Origin of the sequence: Paenibacillus hemerocallicola, from assembly GCF_006265175.1 — a bacterium.
GTDB classification, from domain to species: Bacteria; Bacillota; Bacilli; order Paenibacillales; family NBRC-103111; genus Paenibacillus_AB; species Paenibacillus_AB hemerocallicola.
The window spans coordinates 1-24,738 of record NZ_VDCQ01000033.1; the positions used below are offsets into that span (position 1 = coordinate 1).

At 56.3% G+C, this 24,738-nt stretch carries 16 protein-coding genes and 1 pseudogene; 16 read left to right on the forward strand and 1 reads right to left on the reverse strand.

The window, feature by feature from the left end:
* The first annotated feature begins 422 nt into the window (after positions 1-422).
* From FE784_RS21725 to FE784_RS21780, 13 genes are all read left to right on the forward strand, one after another.
* Positions 423-1,790, forward strand: a complete 1,368-nt coding sequence (locus tag FE784_RS21725) for a hypothetical protein (protein ID WP_139604339.1) — start codon at positions 423-425, stop codon at positions 1,788-1,790.
* Positions 1,787-1,927: a hypothetical protein gene (locus FE784_RS41045; protein ID WP_176706417.1), complete on the forward strand. Its 141-nt coding sequence runs from the start codon at positions 1,787-1,789 to the stop codon at positions 1,925-1,927. The genes FE784_RS21725 and FE784_RS41045 overlap by 4 nt, the downstream gene beginning before the upstream one ends.
* A 324-nt stretch (positions 1,928-2,251) precedes the next feature.
* Positions 2,252-4,321: a bifunctional aldolase/short-chain dehydrogenase gene (locus tag FE784_RS21730; protein WP_139604340.1), complete on the forward strand. Its 2,070-nt coding sequence runs from the start codon at positions 2,252-2,254 to the stop codon at positions 4,319-4,321.
* Between the two features lie 16 nt (positions 4,322-4,337).
* Positions 4,338-4,709, forward strand: a complete 372-nt coding sequence (locus FE784_RS21735; RefSeq protein ID WP_139604341.1) for a sensory rhodopsin transducer — start codon at positions 4,338-4,340, stop codon at positions 4,707-4,709.
* A 49-nt stretch (positions 4,710-4,758) separates the two neighbouring features.
* Positions 4,759-6,021, forward strand: coding sequence for an L-rhamnose isomerase (gene rhaA, locus FE784_RS21740; RefSeq protein WP_139604342.1), 1,263 nt, complete (start codon positions 4,759-4,761; stop codon positions 6,019-6,021).
* 26 nt (positions 6,022-6,047) lie between these two features.
* The gene (locus tag FE784_RS21745) at positions 6,048-7,520 is read left to right on the forward strand and encodes a rhamnulokinase (protein WP_139604343.1); all 1,473 of its coding nucleotides are present in this window, start codon (positions 6,048-6,050) and stop codon (positions 7,518-7,520) included.
* 23 nt (positions 7,521-7,543) lie between these two features.
* A complete protein-coding gene (locus FE784_RS21750) occupies positions 7,544-8,302 on the forward strand; it encodes a DeoR/GlpR family DNA-binding transcription regulator (RefSeq protein WP_139604344.1) in 759 nt (252 codons plus the stop codon).
* 200 nt (positions 8,303-8,502) lie between these two features.
* The gene (locus tag FE784_RS21755; RefSeq protein ID WP_139604345.1) at positions 8,503-9,894 is read left to right on the forward strand and encodes an MFS transporter; all 1,392 of its coding nucleotides are present in this window, start codon (positions 8,503-8,505) and stop codon (positions 9,892-9,894) included.
* 938 nt (positions 9,895-10,832) lie between these two features.
* Positions 10,833-11,810 carry an ABC transporter permease gene (locus FE784_RS21760; protein ID WP_139604346.1) on the forward strand — a complete coding sequence of 326 codons (978 nt, stop codon included), beginning with the start codon at positions 10,833-10,835 and terminating at the stop codon, positions 11,808-11,810.
* A 1-nt stretch (position 11,811) separates the two neighbouring features.
* On the forward strand, positions 11,812-12,684 hold the full coding sequence (locus FE784_RS21765) for a carbohydrate ABC transporter permease (RefSeq protein WP_139604347.1): 873 nt from the start codon (positions 11,812-11,814) through the stop codon (positions 12,682-12,684).
* An 89-nt stretch (positions 12,685-12,773) separates the two neighbouring features.
* Positions 12,774-14,360, forward strand: coding sequence for an extracellular solute-binding protein (locus FE784_RS21770; RefSeq protein ID WP_139604348.1), 1,587 nt, complete (start codon positions 12,774-12,776; stop codon positions 14,358-14,360).
* Positions 14,361-14,390: 30 nt separating this feature from the next.
* A complete protein-coding gene (locus FE784_RS21775) occupies positions 14,391-16,739 on the forward strand; it encodes a helix-turn-helix domain-containing protein (protein ID WP_139604349.1) in 2,349 nt (782 codons plus the stop codon).
* A gap of 39 nt (positions 16,740-16,778) precedes the next feature.
* Complete coding sequence (locus tag FE784_RS21780) at positions 16,779-18,473, forward strand: hypothetical protein (RefSeq protein WP_139604350.1); 1,695 nt, start codon at positions 16,779-16,781, stop codon at positions 18,471-18,473.
* An 89-nt stretch (positions 18,474-18,562) separates the two neighbouring features.
* Here the strand turns inward: FE784_RS21780 and FE784_RS21785 are convergent, their stop codons facing one another.
* A complete protein-coding gene (locus FE784_RS21785; RefSeq protein WP_139604351.1) occupies positions 18,563-19,609 on the reverse strand; it encodes a YheC/YheD family protein in 1,047 nt (348 codons plus the stop codon).
* A gap of 242 nt (positions 19,610-19,851) precedes the next feature.
* Here FE784_RS21785 and FE784_RS21790 point away from each other — a divergent pair, with 242 nt between their 5' ends.
* The 3 genes and pseudogenes from FE784_RS21790 to FE784_RS21800 all read left to right on the forward strand — a co-directional run bounded on the left by FE784_RS21790 (position 19,852) and on the right by FE784_RS21800 (position 24,713).
* Positions 19,852-21,309 (forward strand): DHA2 family efflux MFS transporter permease subunit, encoded by a 1,458-nt coding sequence (locus FE784_RS21790; protein ID WP_246132121.1) that lies wholly within the window; start codon positions 19,852-19,854, stop codon positions 21,307-21,309.
* Positions 21,310-21,732: 423 nt separating this feature from the next.
* Positions 21,733-23,121: pseudogene (locus FE784_RS21795) on the forward strand (FMN-binding glutamate synthase family protein); the annotation flags it as partial.
* 494 nt (positions 23,122-23,615) lie between these two features.
* Positions 23,616-24,713, forward strand: a complete 1,098-nt coding sequence (locus FE784_RS21800) for an AI-2E family transporter (RefSeq protein WP_176706418.1) — start codon at positions 23,616-23,618, stop codon at positions 24,711-24,713.
* The last annotated feature ends 25 nt before the right edge of the window (positions 24,714-24,738 follow it).

A 24,738-nucleotide genomic window follows, 5' to 3' on the forward strand; every position in this document is an offset into this window, starting at 1 on the left:
CATTGGGCTACTCTTAGTTGGTTCTTTAGTTCATCTTATATGAGTTCATTTAATAGTGATCCGCATTGCACCAATTTGCCGATTTTAAGAGGAATTGAGTCTATAGTAACCGTTGGGTTCACTAATCGGATTTTCGATCGGGAGACGAGCACTTCAAGGGCCGTATGAGCGAAAGAGCGCCGAAGGAGCAATTAAAAAGTACGGCAATAATACCGGAGCCGGCACCAGGTGCGTCGTCTACAACTTTTCCCGGCTTAGCGGAGTCTAATTAATGAAGCTTCTGACCGAAGTTTTTTCGATAGTCCGACAATCGTAATGATGGGCCCGATTTACTTGACCGCACATTTCACATTATTGCATCGTTCCAAGCACGGCCAGCCATATAGCCATCAGGGGAAACCCGCATAGGGAGAGTCATGTCCATGAGACGCACGCTTATCGTGCTTGTGCTTAGCGGCCTTGTATACGGATCCGGCTGCGGCGGGAAGATGAACCCGCCGGTTGCCGGGAGCGTCTCCGCAACTGACACGGGGAGCGCTTCCGCTACAGCAACGGAGCAGCTACATATTCCGCAAAATGACGAGCGGGACTGGCCGACAGCTTACGCCGCCGCAAATGATCCGCTAAATCGTCCGCATGGAAGCTTGTCGGTCGCCGGATTGCTGGGCGAAATCAAATGGACGCTCGGCATTGAGCAGTCCCCGATCGGGGGACCTTCCGGTAAACCGAATGACATTTCAGCCTGGTTGAACAGCCTTGCGGCAGTATACGATTCGAAGCGGGAACCGATCGACGTCACACGGTTTGAGCTGACGGATGACGCCGGCGGAATTCTGGTATGGTCTGCCGTATTATTCGTCGAGGAGGCGCGAACGGAAGTAGCTTCAAACAATAACAGTTATACGATCCGTCGTCCGGTGAGCATCACGATAACGAAAGCGGGTGATGCATACCTGCTGAATTCGGCCGAGCTGCCCGAAGACGCGACGGGGATCCCGCGCGTGGAGGCGGTGGGGGACTTGGACGGAGACGGGGCGAAAGAAATCGTATGGCGGTGGGGGACGATTGGCGCGCATACGACCGCTTTCAGCTACTCGGTCTCCAAATGGAACGAAGAAGGATGGACTTCCGTGCCGGGTACGATTACGATGCCGTCCGTAAGTTCCTTTACGCTCGAGGACAGCGCTATCGTGCTGAGTGGCGGATTGATCGGTTCCGCCGGGGCCGGGCCTTGGCAGCGGGAATCGACGGATAGGTACAAATATGTGGATGGGGGGATGAAGCTGGTCGACTCCACGATGGCCGACGCCACGACGGCTTATCACCGTCTGAATGAGGCTGCGGTCGGCGAAGCTTTGGGATATTGGGATCGTGCTGCAGAGCAATATGCGGAAGCTGCCCGCCAAACCGATGCTACTTATGAAGGACTGCTGTTTCAATTCGAACAGCAAATCGTCGAGGGAGGCCGGCAGCCGGAGCTGGAGAAGCGTTTCGGGGAGGCGGTTCAAGCGCTCGCCAGGCTGAGGCTCGGTCTGTTGGAGCTGGACGGTAATTTGAGCGGCGCATATAGCTCGAAGCTCGCTCCGGACGCAGGGGCTTTCGCCGGTTTATCCACGGCGCTACACGAGGCGAATAATCGGAGAGAGGGCGCCAAAGCCGCGAAGCGCTGGGCGGAAGACAACCCGGAATGGCTGGAGCTGTTGAATGCGCCGTTCGGCTACGCGAACAGAAGATGGGATGCTGAATCGGTGAGCGCGAACGTCATCGGTATAAAGGAGTTGGGCGAATGATAAGCGGAATTTTGGCGAAATCGGGAAAATGGATCGGAATCGCTGTGGCCGGTACGGTCATGGTGCTGTTCGCTCTTCTCTGCGTGCTGCAGCTTGTACTCGTTGTAGGCATTTGGTACAAGGAAAGCTTTATGTAAGAGAGGAGTATGTCTGATGAACCATAGAAGCATCGGGCCGAGGGAGCGCTTCGCAATATTTTCGGGATAACGGCCGATTATCCGAATGCGCTGGCTTATTTCGAGCGATGATGCCGAGCGGAGTGAGCTCGTGAACAGCAGCAGTCCGGACCCTATCGCGCGGTTCGGGCTTTTTTACTGATCGCCCAATCCCCGAGCATGCCCGAATGTGCCGATTTTCACAAGCGAACTATCTTTGTTTTCTTTTGAAAAAAGTATATTCAAAAATAAACAAAGATGATATAGTGGGATCAAACGAAAACAAAAACAAACGGAGGAGACATCATGGTACAAAGCTTGTGGGACAGCACGAAGGCGTCGCAGCTGCAAGGGGGGCTTGACGAGCTCGTTTACCGCTCGAATCTGATAGGCACGGACCGGCGCGTATGCAATTGGGGCGGCGGCAATACATCCAGCAAGGTGGTCATGCAAGATTTTCGCGGCCGCGATGTGGAAGTGATGTTCGTAAAAGGCAGCGGCTCGGACTTGGCGACGATGAAGGCCGGCAATTTCACCGGCTTGAGGATGGACGACATTCGTCCGTTGTTCGAGCGCGCCGAGATGAGCGACGAGGAGATGGTCGCCTATTTGGCTCATTGCATGATCGATGCCAAACATCCCCGTGCCTCGATCGAGACGCTGCTGCATGCGTTTTTACCGTTCAAGCACGTCGACCATACGCATCCGGATGCGATCATCAGCCTGTGCTGCGCGGATAACGGGAAAGCGGTGGCGAGGGAAATTTTCGGCGACCGTTTCGTATGGGTCCCTTATGTGCGGCCGGGCTTTACCTTGTCCAAAATGATTGCCGAAGGCGTACTGGCCAATCCGAAGGCGGAGCTTGTGCTGATGGAGAAGCACGGCCTCGTCACATGGGGAGAAACGTCCGAGGAAAGCTATGCGAAGACGATCGCGATCATCAACGAAGCGGAAGCTTACATCGAAGCTCGCGTCGATGAGGCGAAGCTGTTCGGCGGCACCGAGCATGAGGCGCTCCCGGCCGAAGTGCGGCGGGCTATCGCGTCCAGCGTGATGCCGACGATCCGCGGCGCGGTCAGCGATGCGAAGAAGATGATCCTTTCGTTCGACGACGAGGCCGATGTGCTGCAGTTCGTAGGGGGACGCGACTCCGCCGGGCTATCCCAGATCGGCGCCGCTTGTCCGGATCATCTGGTGCATACGAAGGTTGTACCGCTGTTCGTCGATTGGACACCCGACGCCGACGACGTCGAAGCGTTAAAAGCGAAGCTGAAGGAAGCCATAGCCGCCTACAAGGAGCAGTACAAAGCCTATTTCGAGCGCAACAAGAATGCTGGAGATATCATGTTCGAAGCGGCGCCGCGCGTCATTCTGATCCCGGGAGTCGGCATGGTCAACACCGGCAAGAGCTGGGCGATGTCGAAAGTAAGCGGGGCGCTCTACCATCGCGCGATTGCCGTCATGAGAGGGGCTACGGCGCTAGGACAGTTCGTCTCGCTGACGGAGAACGAGTCCTATAATGTTGAATATTGGCCGCTCGAGCTGTACAAATTGACCCTGGCGCCCGCCGAGGCCGAATTTTCCCGCAAAGTGGCGTTCATTACCGGCGGAGCGGGCGGCATCGGCAGCGAAACGGCTCGCAGACTCGCTTCGGAAGGCGCTCATCTCGTGCTTGCCGATCTCAATCTGGAAGGCGCGCAGAAGGTAGCCGGAGAAATCAATGAAAAGTACGGCGAGAACCGGGCGATTGCGGTTAAAATGGACGTAACGGACGAAGAAGCCGTACTCGCCGCTTATGCCGAGACGGCACTGGCGTACGGCGGTGTCGATATTATCGTCAATAACGCGGGACTGGCCACCTCCAGTCCGTTCGGCGAAACGTCGCTGAAGGAATGGAACTTGAACATGAACGTGCTTGGAACCGGCTACTTTCTCGTCGCCCGCGAAGCGTTCAAGCTGATGAAGGAGCAGAGCGTCGGAGGCAACATGGTGTTTATCGCCTCCAAAAACGCCGTCTATGCCGGCAAGAACGCTTCCGCCTACAGCGCGGCCAAAGCGCTGGAAGCCCATCTGGCGCGCTGCATCGCGGCCGAAGGCGGCGAATTCGGCATTCGCGTCAACACGATATTGCCGGATGCGATTTTGCAAGGCTCCGCGATCTGGAACTCCAACTGGCGCAACGAACGCGCGGCCGCTTACGGAATCGAGCCCGACCAGCTGGAGGAGTATTACCGGAAACGGACGACGCTGCTCGTCAACATTTTTCCGAAGGACATTGCCGAAGGGATCGCCTTCTTCGCTTCTTCCAAATCGGACAAAACGACCGGCTGCATGCTGACGATCGACGGCGGCGTACCGGCGGCATTTACACGATAATAACGAGGTGAACCGTATGCACAAAGGAACGGGAGCAACACATTGGATCATTCCGGACGGCTACATTCCGGAGAAAAGCAGCGGAGAGCTGACCAGCCACGAGTCGATTTGCGTGCTGAACTGCTCGTCCGAGGACGCGCAGCTGATCATTACGATCTTTTTCGAAGACCGGGAGCCGATGGAAGACATATTCGTCATCGTGCCCGCCAGACGCACGAATCATATCCGCACGAGCTCGCTGGCGAAGGACGGGGTGCCGATTCCGGTCGGCGTCCCGTACGCGATCGAAGTGCGGAGCGACATCCCGGTCATCGTCCAGTACAGCAGGCTGGATGCGACGCAGCCGGCCAATGCGCTCATGTCTGTCGTAGCATACCCGGTCTCGTAACTTATATCGTCGAACGAACAATACGGGCTTGTCCGGAAGGAGTAAGCGGATGCAATCATCTGTCCAAAGAAGCTATGAGGATGCCAAACAGCTATATGCGAAGCACGGGATCGACGTCGATGCGGTGCTCGAAAGCTTGGCGAACATCAAAATCTCCATGCATTGCTGGCAGGGGGACGACGTGCGCGGATTTTTGAACCGCGATCAAGATTTGACCGGGGGCATTTCGGTAACCGGCAACTATCCGGGGGCGGCCCGGACGCCGGAGGAATTGCGCGCCGACCTGGAGAAAGCGTTCTCCTTGATCCCGGGTAAGCATAAAGTGAACCTTCACGCCATCTATGCGGACACGGAGGAGAAGGTCGAGCTGGACCGGCTCGAGCCGAAGCATTTCGAGAAATGGGTCGCCTGGGCCAAGGAGCAGGGGCTCGGTCTCGATTTCAACCCGACCTGCTTCTCGCACGAGCTGTCGAAGGACGGATTCACGCTCAGTCACCCGGACCCGAAAATCCGGCGGTTCTGGATCGACCACTGCAAAGCTTCGCGGAAAATCGGGGCCTATTTCGGGGAGCAATTGGGGCAAACGTGCGTGACGAACGTCTGGGTACCGGACGGCTTCAAGGACGTTCCGGCGGACCGGCTCGCTCCGAGGCAACGGCTCAAAAGCGCGCTGGACGAAGTGTTCGCGGAAGAGCTGAACCCTGCCCACAATCTCGACGCGGTCGAGAGCAAGCTGTTCGGACTCGGCTCGGAGGCGTACGTCGTCGGCTCGCACGAATTTTATATGGGCTACGGGCTGCAAAACAACAAGCTGATTTGTCTGGACGCGGGCCATTTCCATCCGACGGAGACGATTTCGGGCAAGCTGTCTTCGTTGTCGCTGTTCACGGACGGCATTCTGCTGCATGTAAGCCGCCCGATGCGTTGGGACAGCGATCATGTCGTCACGATGGACGACGAGCTGCTCGATATCGCCAAAGAGCTGGTGCAGGGCGATTTGCTCGGCAAAACGCATATCGGTCTCGATTTCTTCGACGCGAGCATCAACCGGGTCGCCGCTTGGGTCATCGGCACCCGCAATACGATCAAAGCGCTGATGCGCGCGATGCTCGTACCGGCGGATGCTTTGAAACGAGCGGAGCTGGAGGGCGATTACACGACGCGCCTCGCTTTGACCGAAGAGTTCAAAATGTATCCGTTCGGGGCGGTATGGGACTACTATTGCGAGAAATCCGGCGTTCCGGTCCGCGAAGAATGGCTTGCCGAAGTGAAAGCGTACGAGCGGGAAGTATTGTCCGAGCGCGGCGAATAAGATCAAACAAAAGGTGATGATGCCAGGTGGCGAGCATTCTCGCATATGATCTGGGCGCAAGCAGCGGCAGGGCGCTGCTCGGCCGGCTGACCGACCGCAAAATCGTAACGGAGGAGCTTCATCGGTTCCCGAACGATCCGGTGCAGGCCGGCGGACGTCTGCATTGGGACATTCTCCGGCTGCTGCACGAGATGAAGCAGGCGCTCCTAAAAGCTAAGCATCAAGGGGTGGCGCTGAAAAGCTTGGCCATCGACTCGTGGGCGGTCGACTTCGGTCTCCTCGGCAAAAACGGGGAGCTGCTCGGCAATCCGTACCATTACCGGGATTCCCATACGGACGGGATGATGGAGCGGCTGTTCGCCGACATGCCGGAGAGCTATATTTTCGAGAGAACCGGCATTCAGTTTCTGCCTTTCAATACGATCTACCAGCTGGCCGCGATGAAGCGGGCGGGCAGTCCGCTTTTGCGCGAGGCCGATCGGTTTCTGATGATTCCGGATTTGCTCCGTTACTTTTTGACCGGCGAAAAGCTGAACGAATTTTCCAACGCGACGACGACGCAATTGTTCAATCCGTCGAAGGGAAATTGGGATGCGGACCTGCTGGCGCAAATCGGCATAGCTCCGGGGCTGTTCGGCCGCGTCGTGCAGCCGGGTACGAGAGTCGGGCAGCTGCTGCCGTCGGTCGCCTCGGAGCTCGGCACAGGCTCCATTCCGGTTATAGCCGTCGCGGAGCATGACACGGGCTCGGCCGTGGCGGCCGTTCCGGCAACGGAGCGATCGTTTGCCTATTTAAGCTGCGGCACATGGTCGCTCATGGGGACGGAAGTGGAGCGGCCGGTCATGAACGAGCTGGCGCTCAAGCTGAACTTTACGAATGAAGGCGGCGTGGAAGGGACGTACCGGCTGCTGAAAAACATAATGGGCTTGTGGATATTGCAGGAAACGAAGCGGGAGTGGGAGCGGGAGGGCACCTCTTACTCGTTCCCGGAGCTGATCGCCTTGGCCGAGCGGGCTCCGGCCTTCGCGTCTTGGTTCGATCCAGACGACCAGCGCTTTCTGCATCCCGGCGAGATGAGGGAGCGAATTTCGCAATATTGCCGGGAAACCGGCCAGAAGCCTCCCGAGCAGCCGGGTGCGGTCGTACGTTGTATTTTGGAAAGTTTGGCGTTAAAATACCGCTATGTGCTTGAATTGACCGAGCGGCTGTCGGGCAACCGTTTTAACGGCCTTCATATGGTCGGGGGCGGCATACAGAACACGTTGCTGTGCCAGTGGGCCGCGAACGCCATCGGCAAGCCCGTATGGGCGGGGCCCGCGGAAGGAAGCGCGATCGGCAATCTTGCCGTCCAATGGATCGCCCAAGGCGAATTCGCGAATATCCGCGAAGCGCGCGCGGTTATCCGGGAATCGTTCCCGGTTACGATCTACGAGCCAACGGAGCGCGAGGCTTGGGAAGAAGCTTACGGACGGTTCCGGGCGATAGCCGGACTTAACTAACTACGATTGGAAAGAGGGAGCGCATGCTGGTCGCGGAACGGTACGAGAAAATTGTGCAGCTGGTGGGCGAGAGAGGCAGCATCCGGGTGTCCGAGCTGAGCGAATTGTGCAACGTCACCGAAGAAACGATCCGGCGCGATCTGGACCGGTTGGAGCAGGCCGGACGGCTGCGCCGCTCGCATGGCGGAGCGGTGAGCGTCAAGGAGCAGCAGCCGGAAATCCCTTATTTCGAACGGGAAGTGACCTATGCGGAGGAGAAGCGAAGGATCGCCCGGGAGGCGGTCCAGCTCATCTCGCCGAACGACCGCATTTTGCTGGACGCCAGCTCCACGGCTTGGTATATGGCCGCGAATGTGCCCGATATCCCGCTGACCGTGCTTACGAACTCGATCAAGGTGGCGACCGAACTGGCCGGCAAGGAGAAAATCGAGGTCATTTCCACGGGAGGCATACTCGCTTCCCGTTCGTTGTCCTACGTCGGACCATTGGCGGAGCGTTCGCTCGACGCGTATCATGTGGACAAAGCGTTTCTTTCCTGTAAAGGCGTTCATCTCGATCGGGGGATCAGCGAATCGAACGAGCTGCAAGCCCGCATCAAGCAAAAAATGATCGGCATGGCCGACCGCGTCGTCCTGCTCGCCGATTCGAGCAAATTCGGCATCCAAGCGTTCACGCAAGTAGCCGCTCTTGACGAGGTGGATGCGATCGTAACGGATCGGCGGCTGGAGCGGGATATGCTCGAGCAGCTCGAGGCGCGCGGCATCTCGGTGACGACAGTGTAAAATAGGTAGCGTATGAGCCTCCAAAACCACGCGAAGTGGGATGGAGGTTCTTTTTTATCCGGATCGCAAATCGTTCGAATCGGCCATGCGATTGCGATTGACAATTGCGGAAAGATTGACCATACTATTATTTATACATAAATATATACTAAGTATATAATATTGCAAAATAAAGCAGCCGCGGAAAGAAGGTTATCAGGATGGAAAAGTCTTTGCCCCCGCGCGAGCAGCAGGCCAACAAGCTGCTTCGCGTACTCGTGTTTACGTTGATCATTTCCGTCATGAACGCTTCGATGTTCAATGTGGCGCTGCCGGTAATCCGGGCGGAGTTCGATCTGACGCCGTCTCAAGTGAGCTGGATGCTGACCGGCTATATGATCGTATACGCGATCGGTTCGGTCACGTTCGGCAAGCTGGCCGACAAATACAAGCTGAAGGATCTGCTCACTTACGGCTTGATCGCCTTTGCGCTCGGATCGATCATCGGATTGTCCGCGTCCGAGTTTTGGATGGTTATCGCCGGACGGCTGTTCCAGGCTGCCGGAGCATCCGTCATACCGGCTACGGCGATGATCGTGCCGGTCCGTTATTTCGCTCCGGAGAAGCGGGGCGTGGCGCTCGGAACGACCGCCGTCGGCTTGGCGCTCGGGGCGGCGCTCGGTCCGATCGTGTCGGGTGTCGTCTCGGGGCTCGTCAGCTGGCGTTATTTGTTCGCCTTGTCCATACTGGCGATATTCGTGCTGCCCTTTTTCCGCAAATATTTGGACGACGAGACAGGCACGGCCCGGAATATCGACTACATCGGAGGTCTTACGCTGGCCGGCACGGTCGCATCCCTGTTGCTCGCGATTACGCAAGGAAGCTGGCTGCTTTTCGGGCTGGGAGCCTTGCTGTTCGTACTGTTCCTGATCCGGATCCGCACGGCTGCCGAGCCGTTCGTCCAACCGTCGATTTTCCGGAACAAATCGTATACGCTCGGTCTCGGCATCGCCTTCGTGCTGACCGGACTGAACTTCGGCATTCCGTTCATGGCGCCGCAATTTTTGGCCCAGGTGAACCATTTGTCGCCGCTATCCATCGGTATCGTCCTATTTCCGGCGGCAATATGCGCCGCGCTGCTGGGACGCAGGGGAGGCAAGCTTGCGGACGAGAAAGGCAATCCCCATCTGTTTTCATTGGCGGCCGGTCTCATTTTGCTCAGCTTCATCGCGCTGTCGTCGGTCGTCGGCATGTCGCCGGTATGGATCGGACTTTTCATGATATTCGGGACGGTAGGTCAGTCGTTTATCCAGATCGCGATGTCGAACACGATTTCCCGCACGCTCTCGAAGGAGCAGACCGGCGTAGGCATGGGACTGTTCGCGATGCTCAATTTCATCGCCGGAGCGACGGCGACGACCTTGATCGGCAAAGCGCTGGATGCGGGAACCGCCTCGTTCCGGTTAAATCCGTTCCCGCCGGGAGAAGCGGTTTTGTACAGCAACATTCTCGTGCTGCTCGGCGTATTGATTATCGCCGCCGCCTTCGTCTACTACGCCCAATTCGGCGGTGCCGCGTCCCGGTCGCCCGCACATGGGAAGGCGACGCGGTAACGCGCCATGCAGACCGTGGACCTGTTCCGCTGCCGCTTAAGCTCCGCTCGCATTCCGAAAGCGATCTGCGATGCGAGGATGCGCCCGACTCTCCGGAGCCGGGCTTTTTTCTACTACTGCATCATTCGCGTATAACGCCTGAGCGGCGAACGTCGGCTGCCTTGCCAGCGCCCCGCGGGACGGCAAATCCAACAATTAACGGAACTGGGGTATGCTATTGTCCCGAGCAATCGTGTTGATGGCAAATTAACGGAAAACCGTTCCGCTAATCCCGCTGTTCATAATCAATTTCACCCGGACAAATCGAGATAGCGGAAGCCTGTTCCGTAATTTTCAAGAATGCAACGGAATTCGGGAACATAACGGAATATAGTTCCTCTATTCGCAGGCAATGATCATGTCACGCCCATCAAAACGCCTCCGGATTGGACGCGAATGATACTGCTGTAGTTTTTTGAACCGGTTCGGACAGCTTCCCGCACCGATATCGGACACTTTAGACTGTATTCCTCGCAAATCGCTCATTTCAGAAACTAACGGACGCGCGAGAATCGTTAAACGGGCACGGGAACAGCGTGCGAGTGTCCGTTCGGCGAAATATCGATCCCTCTCTTATCGCCCCATTCATATCCCATAACCTCTCCCAGGCTTCCAAAACCCGCCGCGGACAAAAAAAGAATGGCATCACAAAAAAAGAAGATGGCCCGGAACATAAGTTGCGGCACCGAATAAAAAGTGAAGCTATCCCCGATCCGGCCTCATCTGGTACGTTCGAATCAACGATCCGCCGGGCATCATCCTTTATGACACCGGCCTTTTGGATCCGTTACGCAACATCGTTGCCGGTAGCGTCACGACGAGAAAATCGCGACCCTTCTCAGGCGGGCAATACGTAACGGCTGCTTAGTCAAGCGGATCGTATGCGAAGGAGGGGGGATATGAACCGGATAGCCAAGCACCCGGTCAATCTGCAAGCGGGGGAAGCGGCCCCGAATGCGAGTCCGAACAAAGAAACGGCTTGGCGCAACCGTTGGAGAAGAGATAAAGCGCTTTACTTGCTGCTCGTGCCGGTAGCGATTTATTTCCTTCTGTTCAAGTACGCGCCGTTGTTCGGCGAAGTGATGGCGTTCAAAAACTACCGGCTGGCCGACGGCATATGGAACAGTCCGTGGGTCGGATTCGATCAGTTCCGCAAGCTGTTCACGAGCCGGGACTTTTGGCAAATTTTGCGAAATACGCTGCTGCTCAATCTGTACAACCTCGTGTTCGCTTTTCCGGTACCGATCGTGCTGGCGCTCATGCTGAACGAGCTGCGGAAGGAAGGGTACAAGCGGCTGCTGCAAAATTTGCTGTACCTCCCGCACTTCATGTCCTGGATCGTACTCGGCAGCATCGTCATCGCGATGTTGTCGCCCAGCACCGGTATCGTCAATGCGGGATTGAAGCTGTTCGGGCTGGAGCCGATCTATTTCATGGCGAGTCCGTTCTGGTGGCCGATCGCGTTCGTCGGGTCGAGCATATGGAGGGAAGCGGGGTTCGGCACGATTCTGTACCTCGCGGCGATGTCCTCCATCGATCCTCATCTCTATGAGGCCGCCGCGATCGACGGGGCCAAGAAATGGCGGCAAATCTGGCATGTGACGCTTCCGGGCATCCGGAGCACGGTGGCGATCCTGCTCGTGCTGCAAATGGGCCGGATGATGGACGTCGGCTTCGAGCAAATTTACGCGCTGCAAAACTCCACCGTCGCCAGCGTGTCGGAAGTCATCAGCACCTATGTGTATAAACGCGGGATCGTCGGCCTGCAGTACAGCTATACGACGGCGCTCGGGTTGTTCCAGTCGGTCGTGTCGCTCATCCTGGTCGTAACGGTCAACCGGCTCATCCGGGCGATGGGTGAGAGGGGGCTATGGTAACATGATCCAATCGTCGCGATGGTTCGGCTGGTTAAACGCTATCCTTCTTGCGCTTTTCGCTTGTGCCACACTGCTTCCGTTCATCAACATTTTGGCCGTATCGTTCAGCAGCGGCAGGGCGATCAATGCCGGCGAAGTGTCCGTATGGCCCGTGGATTTCAATCTGGACGCTTATGTCAACCTGATCGCGGACGGACAACTGCTCGTGGCGATGAAAAATACGGTGTTGATCACGGTTGTCGGCACCGCCCTGAATATGCTGTTCACCGTCATAGCGGCTTATCCGTTATCCAAGCGGCGGCTTAAGGGCCGGAACGTCATGCTGATGGGAGTTCTGTTCACGATGCTGTTCGGCGGCGGACTTATTCCGAATTTCCTGCTGATCAACGCGCTGGGCTTGATCGATTCGTATTGGGGGCTTTGGCTGCCTGCCCTCATCAGCGTCTACAACATGTTCGTCATGAAATCGTTTTTCGAAGGATTGCCGGAAGAGCTGGAGGAATCCGCCGCGATCGACGGCGCGAAAGATTTGACGATCCTGTGGAAGATCATCCTTCCGCTGTCGCTGCCGGTCGTCGCCGCACTGACGCTGTTTTACGCCGTAGGCTGGTGGAACTCCTACATGAACGTGCTGATCTACATCAAAAGCACCGACAAGGTGTCGTTGATGGTCAAGCTGTACCAGATGCTCGAGAACGTCAGCTCCCAGATGCTCAACACGACGAACGGGGAAGGCGTCCTGCAGGCGACGATTACGCCGGAGGGCATTCGCTCCGCCTCGATCGTCATCGCGATCGTGCCGATTTTGTGCGTATACCCGTTTTTGCAGAAGCATTTCGTAAAAGGAGTGCTGATGGGCTCGGTCAAAGGATAAAACCGGCTTGTTTTGCCCGGTAGCGGTTTCGAGAGCAATAATATCTGTTATGATAGAATAGCCTGGAATGAGGCTCGGGGAGGAAATGTATGAAAGCGAACGCGAAAAAATGGGCCGTTGCGGCACTGCCGCTCTGTCTCGCGGCGATCGCCGCACTGTCCGGCTGCTCCAAAGATTCGGGACAAGAGTCCGCTGCCGGAGCTTCGGCAAACGGGGATAAATTCGACAAGCTGCCGAAGGAAGTCAGCATCTCCATGTTCGACAGGGGCCAAGTGTCCAGCGACGAAGGGACGTACGAAGAAAACCGCTGGGTGAAATGGATCCGCGAGCAGTCCGGCATCAACCTCAAAGTCGTGCCCGTACCGCGCAATCAGGCGCAGGACAAATTGAACGTGCTGATCGCCTCGAACCAGGCGCCCGATCTCATTTGGGAATACGATCGCAATTATATCGGCAATCTCGTCACGCAAGGCGTCATCCAGCCGATCGACGAGTATATCGAGAAATACAGCACTTCCTACAAAAAATATTTGCAGGAAAATCCGGAATTGAAACCGTATCTTACGTTTGACGGCAAAATGTATGCGGTTACGACGAAACGGGCGGTCAGCGCGGTCGCGAATCACGGCATGTGGATTCGTCAAGATTGGCTCGACAAGCTGAACCTGAAAATGCCGACGACGATCGACGAGCTGATCGCGGTCGCCCAGGCGTTCAAGGATCGGGACCCCGACGGCAACAACAAAGCCGATACGGTGCCGATTATCGGCTATACGACGGGCGACGTATACAACGCCATGCACGGCGTCACCTGGGTCGACTGGTATTTGGAAAACGACAAGATGAAGTACGGGCCGACGATGGACCGCTACGGCGATTCATTGGCAACGGAGAAAAAAATATACGAGCTCGGGCTTGCCGACAAAGAATATTTTACAGACAAGGACAATTCCCGGGCGAAGCAGCTGTGGACGACGGGCAAGGCCGGCATCTGCCTGTGCCAATGGGGCGGAAATACGTCCACCATGGTCAAGGATTTGCTGCTTAACGATCCGAGCGCGAAGGCGGTGCCCCTCGAGCCCGTCTCCACGAAGTACGGCAAATACGGCTTGTATCAGGAAACGCCGGCGAATATTTACGTCACGTTCAACAAAAACATGAAAAATCCGAAAGCGGCCGTCGCCTATTTGGATTGGCTCGTCGACAAAGGCTGGTTTGCGCTGAGCAACGGTCAAGAAGGGGTTCACTACAAGCTGGTGAGCGGCATACCGCAAAAAACGGATGCCGACAAATTCAAGAAGGAAGTGGCTTACGCCGCGGAATACGCCGTATTGAAGCCGCTCGTCGAGAAGCCGGAAGATTTGCCGATCAAAGCGGCGCAGGACGCCCTGTCGCAGCAAATCGTCAAGCTGGAGGTCGAATCCCTGAAGACGGCGCTCAAAAACAAGTTCCGGCGGGACATTCCTTACCAGCCGAACATTATCGAAATCAACGAGCTGAAGGCGTCGTTTCAAAAAACGATCGACGAGATTCGGGCGAAAACGGTTACGCAAAGCAATTATCCGGCCGAGAAAGCGCTTGACGACATCCGCAAGGAATGGAAACGTCTCGGCGGGGACAATGCGGAGAAGCTGGCGCAGGAATGGTACGAGAAAAATAAAGCCGGCTTCAAATAAAGCGCGGCACTGACGGGAGGGGAACGGGGCATGGGCATTTTTCGGTACCGGTCGACCAAAAGAACGGTGTTGGTATTGGTCGCGCTCCTGTTCCTCGTCGTGTCCGTCATCTCCTTCCTGTCGTACCGGGTGACGACGAACCGGCTCAAATTCGAGCTGAACGACACCCATATGGCGCTGCTCGGGCAAATCGAGCACAAAATCGAACTGATGCTGCAAATTATCGACAACGAGACGATTCAGATGCTCGGCACCGATGAAATCAAGACGTTTTTCGATCCCGTTACGAATGAAACGGCGGGCAGGGAGAACGATTACCGGCTGAGCATGTCCTTGAACCGCATCATCAACGGGGGAGAGTACGTATTCTCGATCGACCTGTATTCCTACGTCAGGAAACGGCTGTTCTCGAACAACATGCTGCTCGATTCGGGCATACCGGACGACTATCAATGGATCAGACAGTTCGAGCTGTACGAGGGCTACTCCAATTGGCTGTCGACCCGAAAGCTGTCGATGAACGGCTCTTCGTTCCCGATCTACCGAAATGTGGTCACGCTCGTGCGGACTTATCCGCTCGTCCACTCCCCCGGTTACCGGCGCGGCGCGATCGCGGTCAATATCAAGGAGGAGGCGCTTCACGGGCTGCTCAACGATTCCGGTCACAAGGGCTTGGGAGAGACGTTTATCGTGGACGGACGCGGGACGATCGTGTCCCATGTCGACAAGAACAGGCTCGGGCGGGACATCAGCGAATCCCCCGTCGTGTCGGGCTTGCTGAACGGTTCCGGCGAAGGGCATTTTCGGGCCGAGGCCGACGGTCAGCAAAGCACCGTGTTTTATGTTACTTCGGCTTATACCGGCTGGAAAATCGTCAACGTCGTGCCGGAAATCCAACTGAACAAGCCGCTGATCAACATCCGCAACGTCCTGATCGTCGTCGCCGCTTTATTGTTCGTTGCCGCGGCCCTCTTGGCCGCTCTGGTCGGCTATTGGACGCTGACCCCGTTCAACCGGTTCGCCGCCAGCATGACGAGCAAGCTCGGCGGACATCCGCGCTACTTCGAGGCGGCCGTCAAGCAAGGCAACGAATTCGCCTATTTCGAAACGGTCGTGCAGCATATTTTGTCCGACAGCGAGCAACTGCAGAAGCAGATCAAGGAAACGAAGCCGATCATGAAATGGCGGCTCATGACGGAAATATTGACGCAATATCCGCCCCATAACCGGGATATCCAGCAATACATGGATTTGGTCGGCGTACAGCTGCATCCGAACCATTTCATCGTAATGAGCGCGGAGTTCGACAACAAGACGGAAATCGGCTCGTCCCGCGATCTGCATCTGTACGCCTACGCATTATGCAATGCGGCGGAGGAGCTGATCAACGCGGAGAGCAAGGGCGCGGCCATCGAATGGTCGGACGGCCAGTGCGCGATCATCATCAGCTTCGGGGACGAAGACGCTTCGATGCATACCGTACGGGCGGTCGCGGCGGCGGACGTGCTGAAAAAGTTCGCGGAGCAATATTTCCGCAGGACGATCACGATCGGAATCGGCGGAGAAGTGCATGCGATGCGGGACATCCATCTGTCGCACAAGCAGTCGATGGAGGCGCTCAAATATAAGCTGGTCATGGGCAACAATACGATTATCCCGGCGGACGACATCCAGGATTATCGCGCCGGGGAGTTTCACCGTCTGTTCGCGCAGACGGACAACATGATCGATTCGATCAAGCAGTCGGACGAGGACAAATTGCGCCAGCAAGTGTGGAGCTGGTTCGAGGCGATGGCTTCCACCGGCGTGCCGCCCGATATCATCAAGCAGCTGGTCGTACAGCTGTTCATGAAAGCGGCCGGAGTCGCCGGGGAGATCGATGTGAGCCAGGAGGAGCTCATACCGGCGCAAAGCCTGCAGGAGACGCTGGAGCAGCGCGAAAGTCTGGAGCAAATCCGCGATTTTACGATGCATATGCTGGCCGGCCTGATCGAGCGAATCCGCCTCAAGCGCAGCAGCAAGGAAAAGAACGAGGCGATCGAGAAAATAACGCGGTTCATCCGCGACAATTACATGCACGGCGATTTGTCGCTCAATATGCTGTCCGATCAATTCCGCATGAGCGTTTCCCATCTGAGCAAAATGTTCAAGGACTATACGGGCGGCAACTTTATCGATTATTTGATGGAAATCCGCATCCAAAAATCGAAGGAGCTGCTTGCCGGCGGCACCGGGAAAATCCGCGATATCGCCGAAGCCGTCGGGTATGCGAACGTGAACAGCTTTACGCGCATTTTCAAAAAAATGACCGGCCTTACCCCGAGCGAATACAGGGAGCTGGAATGGGCCAAGCGGGGAGAACGGGACGAATCGTCCTGACGCTTCTCGCCAATTCCGGAGGACAGGAGAGAAGTCCGCATGAACGCGATTTTGCCGATTGACCACGAACGGCTGCTGCTGGAACGGGTGAAGGATTGGGAGGCGCAATACAATCCGGATTTGAAGCTGCTCAGAACGCCCTTCAGCAGTCCCGGATATCACACCACCTTAAAAAATGCCGATTTCGTGCACGGGACATATGTGAATCTGATCTATGCCTTGGCTCTTCTGGACACGGCTTTGCCGGAATACGAGCGGCGCGCGTTCGACATCATCGAAACGATCGTGGAGCTGCAGGATACCGACCGAAGCCGCCATACGTTCGGCATATGGCCCTGGTTTTACGAGGAGCCGCTCGAACGGATGTCGCCGCCGGATTGGAACTGGGCCGACTTCTGCGGCAAGCAGCTGTTGCTGGCGTTATTCCGCCATGGTCCGCGCTTCCCCGCGCCGCTGCGCGAGCGGGTGAAACAGGCGGTATGCCATGCTTGCGACGCCATAATCAAGCGCGACGTAGGCCCGACTTATACGAATATCGCCATAATGGGTGCGCTCGTTACGCTGATCGCCGGGGAGCATCTGGGAATCGGCGCCTATGCGGAATACGGCGAGAACCGGCTCGGGAAGTTCCACGAATTCACGTTCCGTCTGAAAGCATTCCAAGAGTACAATAGTCCGACGTATGCGGTCGTATCGGTACTGGAGCTGTCGCGCATCCGCACGATGACCGTGTCGGAGCGGGCCGAGCGGATGAGCGGGGAGCTGCTCGAGTTGGCGTGGGAAATGATTGCCGCGCATGCTCACGCGCGCACGGGCGAGTGGAGCGGCCCGCATAGCCGTTCGTACCGAACGCTTCTGGGCGCCGAGACCAAGTCCTTCCTGCAAGTATCGACTGGCGGGCAGATCGGATTCGTGCCGCAGGAGAAGCTGCATTATTCCGCCGAATGGTACGGAAGCGGATTGGCTTGCCCGGAACGTTTATTCCAGCGTTTCGTTGAGTCCAGGACGGAGACAGTCCGCCAGCTGTATATGTCCGATCCGCAGCGCGGGCTGGAGAAATGGGCGACGACCTATATGACTCCGCAATACGCGATCGGCACGTTCAGCCAAGAAATATTGTGGAACCAATGCCGCAATCTGGTCGGCTATTTCGATAATGGAGGAAGTCCGGCTTATATCCATTTGCGATTTCTGCACGATGGGTACGACTACAGCTCGGCCGTCTTCTCGAGCGTCCAGAACGGACCGGATATCGCGTTCGGCATCCGGTTCATGACGGACGGAGGCGATACCCACCCGAATCTGGACAAGACGGGCGGGACGATCGAAGCGTCCGACCTCCGTTTGCGGCTGGAAACGGGAGGATGCCTGGAACGGGTCACAGGGAACGCGGAAGGGGAAGCGGCCGAGCTGCAAATCGGGGGCATATCGGTGAAGCTGAAACGTTTGTTCGCCGCTTTCCATGACGGCAAGGAAACTCAGCCGACCCCCGAATGGAGCTTGAAGCAAGAGGACGATCGGTTGTGCCTCGATTTCGTTCTGTACGAAGGAGAGAGGCGGACATTCGATTTCCGGACGATTGAATCGGCGGCGTTTCTGTTTGCCCTTTCCGTCGGAAAGTCGATTCCCGACTATGACGTGGATTTTGGAACGGAATACGCGGCCGTAGGCTTCCCTGGAGACGATGCGTCGCTGCGTCTGGAGCTTCCTTTAAAACCGACCGGGGGCTTGTAATCCAATGGATCAATCGAACCGACGAAGAAACCTCCTTGACCATGTGCACAACGTGGTTTGGGAGGTTTTTATTGTCGAGCGTTTCTTGACTACCGTTTTTTCAGCAAATAGTTGGCATATCGGATCGGATTGGCGTATGTTTCGTAAAACGTATCGGACATGTTCGCCTTCTTGAAGCTGTATCGCTGATCGCGGCAATTCAGCTCGATAAAATACGGCTTGCCGGCCGATGTGACGCCGATATCCAAGCCGACGTCCGCGAGCCGGTCGAGCCGCTTGCCCAAATAACGGGTAATGCTCAAGGACAGCGCTTTGACGGAGCCGGCGACTCTCGACGGATTCATGGCGCCCCCGCCGAATAACGACTCGCACCGTTTCACCGACCCTCCGCGCGCTACATTTGTTACGTGGCTGCCTTTACGGGCGACTTTTCCTACTATGCCGGTCACCTGCCAATGTCCGCCGCTTCCGCGTTGTACGGACACCCGGATATCATAAGGCCTCCCTTTGTATTTGGCGAGCGGAATCGTCTTCTGAATAAGGTAGCGCTTTTTGCGGGCGATGCGATCGACGGCTTGCATGGCCGTTTTCCTTCTGGCCACGATCGTCCCTTTTGGCAGCTGAACCTTCCAGCCGCCGCTACCGGCACGCGACAGCTTCATGATCCCTTTGCCGATGCTGCTGCTTTGCGGCTTGACATAGATGCTGTCGAAACGGTCCATCATGCCGCTCAAATTGGAACTCGAGTAACTCGTGGTGAAGGGAAGATGGGAAGAAAATTTGCCGGCCAGCATCCGGTGTATCGAGTATTTGAGGTACCGGTTTCTCGAGTTGAACACATAGCTTCTTCGTCTCAGCCGCTTCATGCGTGACCGGTCTCGCTCGGAGGTCGGCATTGTCCTGTTGTGGATAACCCGCGGAATCGCGATTTTCCCGTAGCTGTACTTGCTTCCGTTATATTTGTAGCCGAAAGCGTATCCTTCGGACGGATGCAGCCGCTCCAGACATAAGTAGACGGGGGTCAGCCCGTATTTGGCCGCGGCTCTATTGTAATGGCGAATATGCTCGTTGCCGGTTTTGCCGCTCGTGATGTTCCGGAACACTCTGGCATCGACTAGTATTCCAACAATGCTCATCGGTCGTCCCCTTTCGACAAGGTCATACCAACACCATATGTTGCGCCTACATAATCAGCATAGGCGGCAGCGGAATTATCGGGAAAATTAGGCTGTATTTGTTGCTGCGTGAATGTATGTAACAAATACCTGACGCCGCTTGTGCGTGTCGTTGACACCCCCTGCAAAAGGGAGTAAGATAAGGCCTACCGAAATAAATACTTAGATTATATCAGCAAAAACACGGAGTGGAGGATACTTGGGTGAGTGAGGACAAACAGCTGCAAAACGTCCGGTTTTGGCCGGTCATGATCGCCATCTTTTTCGGTTCTTTCATATCGACGCTGGCGACGAGCACGATCAATATCGCGCTGCCGATGCTGCAGCACCATTTCGAGACAAGCCTGAGCACGATCCAGTGGACGATCACCGGCTTCATGCTGGCGATGGGAACGATCGCGCCGATCACGGGCTATCTCGGCGAGAGGTTCAGCTACAAGCGGCTTTACTTATTCGCGCTGCTGGGCTTTACCGTCGCTTCCGGGCTGTGCGCGTTCGCCTGGAATCCGGCATCGCTTATCGTATTCCGCATTCTACAAGGCGCATTCAGCGGTTTGATCGTACCGGCTACGATGACGATCATTTATCAAGTCATCCCCCGCGAGAAGCAGGCGATGGCAGTCGGCTTGTGGGGCGTGTCCGCCATGCTGGCACCGGCTATCGGACCTACATTCGCGGGCTGGCTGCTGGAAAGCTGGAGCTGGAAATGGCTGTTTTGGATCAATTTGCCGGTCGGCGTCCTGTCGCTGCTATGCGTGTTCCGGTTTATTCCTTATTACCGGCTTAATGTGCCGAAGTCGTTCGATTTGGCGGGCTTCTTGACGGTTACCGTCGGCAGCGCCTCTCTGCTCGTTGCGCTTGGCCAAGGCCATGCTTGGGGCTGGGGCTCGACCAAAATCGTAACGCTGTTCATCGTCGGCATCGTATTTCTGCTTTTGTTTATTTGGCGCGAATTGACGGCCGAGACGCCGCTTCTGGATCTTCGCGTTTTGGCCAACGGCCGGTATACGCTGACGCTTATTATCGTCAGTGTGCTGACGATCAGTCTTTATTCCGGGATGCTGCTGATTCCGGTGTTTTTGCAAAACATCCAGCACGTAACGCCGATGGAGACCGGGCTCATCCTGTTGCCGGCGTCCCTCGTCATGGCGCTCATGATGCCGATCGTCGCGAAAATATACGAGAAGACCGGTCCGCGCTGGCTGCTTAGCATCGGCATTTTGCTGCTCGGCGTCGGAACGCTCGCACTCAGCTGGTTGAGCGTAACGGTTTCCCATATGTATATCCTTCTGTGGATGATCGTAAGGAACATGGGTATCGCCATGGTCATGATGCCGGGCAGCAATGCCGGCATGGAGCGGATTCCGCCTCAGCTCGCCGGTCATGCTTCCTCGATGTCGAACTGGACCCGGAACGTGTTCGGCTCGTTCTCGATCGCCATCTTCACCTCGCTGCTCGCTTCGTACACGACGGGGCACGCTACCGATCTGGCGAAGAGCGGCGTGACCGACAAAATGGAAATTCAACTGCTGTCCTTCACGATGAGCGTGAACGACGTCTTCCTTATCGCTACCTTCATCGCGCTCGTAGCGCTGCCGATCAGCTTGACCGTCGGCAAGCTGAAGCCGAAAGTCATTTCGGAAAGCAAAGTGGTGGCCTAGAGCTCCGGATGGAATCTTATATCCTTCATACTGCAGACCTTCCCTTCGGGGAAGGTCTGTGCGGTTGTTGAGAAAGCGTACAAAAAGAGGTAGCCATGAAGGCAAGGGGGTGGGGAATGCACTCCACTTCCGTTAAAATCGTGTTGTCTTCATGAAAAGTAGCGGTTACAACTCGATTATAAAGTCAGACGCTTTGCTTTACGCGCATTTCCCCACCCCCTTTTAGAGGGTTCTATTCTCTTTTTGACTTTCTCAACAACCTGGCAGACCTTCCCTTCGGGGAGGGTCTGTTTTCGTATGCCGCTGCGGGTTTTTCACGAATAGGGCTCGACGATTGATTTTTCGCGGATTAAAGGGAAAGCTATGCTTGGAAAATCGCCCACAATAAGGGCTTGCATTCCAATAACGATCGAGGGGATATGCATGGGTAATCATTGGTTTTGGTTTGCGGCCGGATCTTTTGCCGCCGCGTTTGCGGCCGTCATGCTGGCCGGTTTGATCGCCGTTATATTCGCGAGACCGCTGATCAAGCATGTGCTGGGGAAGTTTATCGCAAGACTGATGTCGGACCGCTATTCGGAAAATATTTGGGAGATGGTTACGGCCATGACCCGCATCAATCCGATCGTAGTCGTGGAAAACAGCTTGCGCGCGGCGACTGGCGCCATTATCGAGAGACCGTTCGGCAGTCCGCGCAAATTTTTGAACTTCGACGGCTTGATGTTTTCGGCCGCCCAGCTGGCCGCGCTTCCGACGCACGAGGGCACGGAGATTGACATATCGGTCAAGATTGGGCCGACCGCCAAGAGACCGCTTAAGCTGGATATTCCGCTAATGGCCGGCGCGATGGGATACGGAATCGGCGTCAGCGAAACGGTCAAGAAGGCGATTGCCCGCGCTACGGCGGCCGTCGGCACGTCCACCAACTCGGGCGAAGGCGGTTTTCTGCCGGAAGAACGGGAGCTGGCCAAACATTTCATATGGCAGTACAGCGCCGGACCGTGGTCGCGCAAGCCGGAGGTGCTGAAGCAGGCCGACGCGATCGAGATTCATCTCGGTCAAGGGGCCACGGCCGGTACCGCAAGCATTATCCCGTCCGAGTTCATTCAAGGCCGGGCCAGCGAAATTATGGGGGTGAAAAACGACGATTTTGTTGTCATTCCCGGCAGACACGAAGAAATCAATCAAGGGGACGACCTGCGCAAGCTGGTCGACCATTTGCGGCTAGTGACCGGAGGCGTCCCGATCGGGGTCAAAATATGCGCCAGCGGACATTTCGAGGAGGATCTCGAAATCGTCATTCAAGCGGGTGTCGATTTTATCAGCATCGACGGCGGACAGGCGGGGACGAAAGGCGGCGCCCCGATCCTCGAGGACGATTTCGGCTTGCCGACCTTATTCGCCCTGTCGCGGGCGATCCGGTATTTGGAGGAGCGCGGCGTCAGGGACCGGATCTCGATTTTGACGGGAGGCGGATATTCTACGCCGGGCCAATGCCTCAAGGCGCTCGCGCTCGGCGCGGATGCCGTCTTCATGGGTACCGCGCTTCTGTGGGCGATGACGCATGATCAGGTGACCAAGACGATTCCGTGGGAGCCTCCTACGGAGCTCGCTTTTTATCCGGGCAAAAGCACGGACCAATTGGACGAGGACAAGTCGGCGGCTTATTTGGAAAACTTTTTCGTCTCCATGGCGGAGGAGATCAAGCTGGGCATTCGCGCACTCGGCAAAAGCAAGCTCTCGGAAGTGAATACCGGCGATTTGATCGCGATGGACGAGTGGACGAGCAAGGTCACCAACATTCGGCTGGCGACGCTGCCTTATGCTCCCGGCAAGGACGGTAGTCCCGAGGCGGCAATCGGCTCCAGAAATCCGGCACGGCCGGAACCCGCCAAAACAGGCGCCGGACAGAGCGTCGGCGGCAATCAGCTGTATAAAAGCGGCAGCGAAGCGAAGAAACAGGCAGGCACCGCGAGCCAAGACGGCGGAATGAAGGCGGGCGACGCAACTAGTCAAACGGACGGAGGCAGCTCAAGCGGAACGGTTCAAACGGACGGAGGCAGCCCAAGCGACAAAGCGGGTCAAGCCGTCGGAGGGGAAACGGGAGCCGATCAGCCGGCCGCCGAAGTCAAGCCTGAAGGCGATACGAAGGCGGAAAAGAAGCCGAAACGCGCGCTGCGCAAGCCGAAAAAGCTGAACGAATGAGACGGTCCGGAGGAGAACGGTGCTGTTATCGCGGCGTTTTACCTGATATAATGAGACCAATGCGGCCTGCGGTCCATATTTTGGGAAACGGTTGGTGTGACATGATGCCTCAAAGCAAATTTTTCCGGATCGGGTACGGCATTCTTCTCGTCTTTCTGATCGTTTGGGTCGGCATGAAAATCAGCTTCGTGTTTTATCCGCTGAAAGTGCTCGTTCAGACGCTGTTCTCGCCCATACTGATATCCGGCGTGTTGTTTTATTTGTTCCGGCCGCTCGTCAATTTGCTGGTCGGCAAGCGGGTGCCGAAGTCGCTGGCGATCTTGATCATTTACTTGGGCTTCGCCTTGCTCGTGACGATCATCGTCATCTTTGTCGCGCCCGTATTGAAAAGGCAGTTTACGGAGCTGATCAACAGCTTGCCGGTGCTGCTGCAGACGGCGGTCAACAAAGGCCAGGAATTTGCCGAGAGCGAGCTGTTCACCCGGTTTATCGACAGCTTCGACGTCGATTTCAACCAATTGTCGGCGAAGGTTTCCGATTATTTGGTCGTCGGGCTGAATTTGCTCAGCTCCAATTTCAAGACGGTCATCGGTTTCGTCGCGAACGTGTTTTTCCTGATCGTGACCGTACCGTTCATTTTATTCTACTTGCTCAGGGACGGGGACAAAATCCGCGACGGCATCCTGAAGCTGCTGCCCAATACGCGCAAGGAAAGCATCAGAGACATTTTGACCAAAATGGATGAGACGGTCAGTCTGTATATTCGCGGTCAAATTATCGTGGCGTTCGTAGTCGGGGTGCTATGTCTGGTCGGCTATTTGATCGTAGGGGTCGATTACGCGTTCCTGCTCGCGCTCGCGGCCATGATTACGAACGTCATCCCGTACGTGGGAGCATTTCTTGCAGCCGTGCCGGCTATCCTCGTCGCCCTTGTCGATTCGCCGTTCATGGTGCTCAAAGTCATCATCGTGGCGGTAATCGCCCAACAAATCGAAGGCAATCTCATCTCGCCGCAAATTATGGGCAAACAGCTGGAAATTCATCCGCTCACGATTTTGCTGCTGCTGCTAGTCGTCGGAAGCCTCGTAGGTCCTCTCGGCATGCTTCTCGCCGTGCCGGTGTATGCGGTCGCGAAAATCATAATCGTACATATTTACGGCCTCATTCAATTGCGGATCAATCCTCCGAGAGACGGTTAAGGAAGCATGGCCGACACCGGAAACG

Excerpts from the sequence above, each read along its gene's own strand:
- FE784_RS21725 (WP_139604339.1), top strand. The coding sequence starts at position 423 with ATGAGACGCACGCTTATCGTGCTTGTGCTTAGCGGCCTTGTATACGGA.
- FE784_RS41045 (WP_176706417.1), top strand. The coding sequence starts at position 1,787 with ATGATAAGCGGAATTTTGGCGAAATCGGGAAAATGGATCGGAATCGCT.
- FE784_RS21730 (WP_139604340.1), top strand. The coding sequence starts at position 2,252 with ATGGTACAAAGCTTGTGGGACAGCACGAAGGCGTCGCAGCTGCAAGGG.
- FE784_RS21735 (WP_139604341.1), top strand. The coding sequence starts at position 4,338 with ATGCACAAAGGAACGGGAGCAACACATTGGATCATTCCGGACGGCTAC.
- rhaA (WP_139604342.1), top strand. The coding sequence starts at position 4,759 with ATGCAATCATCTGTCCAAAGAAGCTATGAGGATGCCAAACAGCTATAT.
- FE784_RS21750 (WP_139604344.1), top strand. The coding sequence starts at position 7,544 with ATGCTGGTCGCGGAACGGTACGAGAAAATTGTGCAGCTGGTGGGCGAG.
- FE784_RS21755 (WP_139604345.1), top strand. The coding sequence starts at position 8,503 with ATGGAAAAGTCTTTGCCCCCGCGCGAGCAGCAGGCCAACAAGCTGCTT.
- FE784_RS21760 (WP_139604346.1), top strand. The coding sequence starts at position 10,833 with ATGAACCGGATAGCCAAGCACCCGGTCAATCTGCAAGCGGGGGAAGCG.
- FE784_RS21765 (WP_139604347.1), top strand. The coding sequence starts at position 11,812 with ATGATCCAATCGTCGCGATGGTTCGGCTGGTTAAACGCTATCCTTCTT.
- FE784_RS21770 (WP_139604348.1), top strand. The coding sequence starts at position 12,774 with ATGAAAGCGAACGCGAAAAAATGGGCCGTTGCGGCACTGCCGCTCTGT.
- FE784_RS21775 (WP_139604349.1), top strand. The coding sequence starts at position 14,391 with ATGGGCATTTTTCGGTACCGGTCGACCAAAAGAACGGTGTTGGTATTG.
- FE784_RS21780 (WP_139604350.1), top strand. The coding sequence starts at position 16,779 with ATGAACGCGATTTTGCCGATTGACCACGAACGGCTGCTGCTGGAACGG.
- FE784_RS21785 (WP_139604351.1), bottom strand. The coding sequence starts at position 19,609 with ATGAGCATTGTTGGAATACTAGTCGATGCCAGAGTGTTCCGGAACATC.
- FE784_RS21800 (WP_176706418.1), top strand. The coding sequence starts at position 23,616 with ATGATGCCTCAAAGCAAATTTTTCCGGATCGGGTACGGCATTCTTCTC.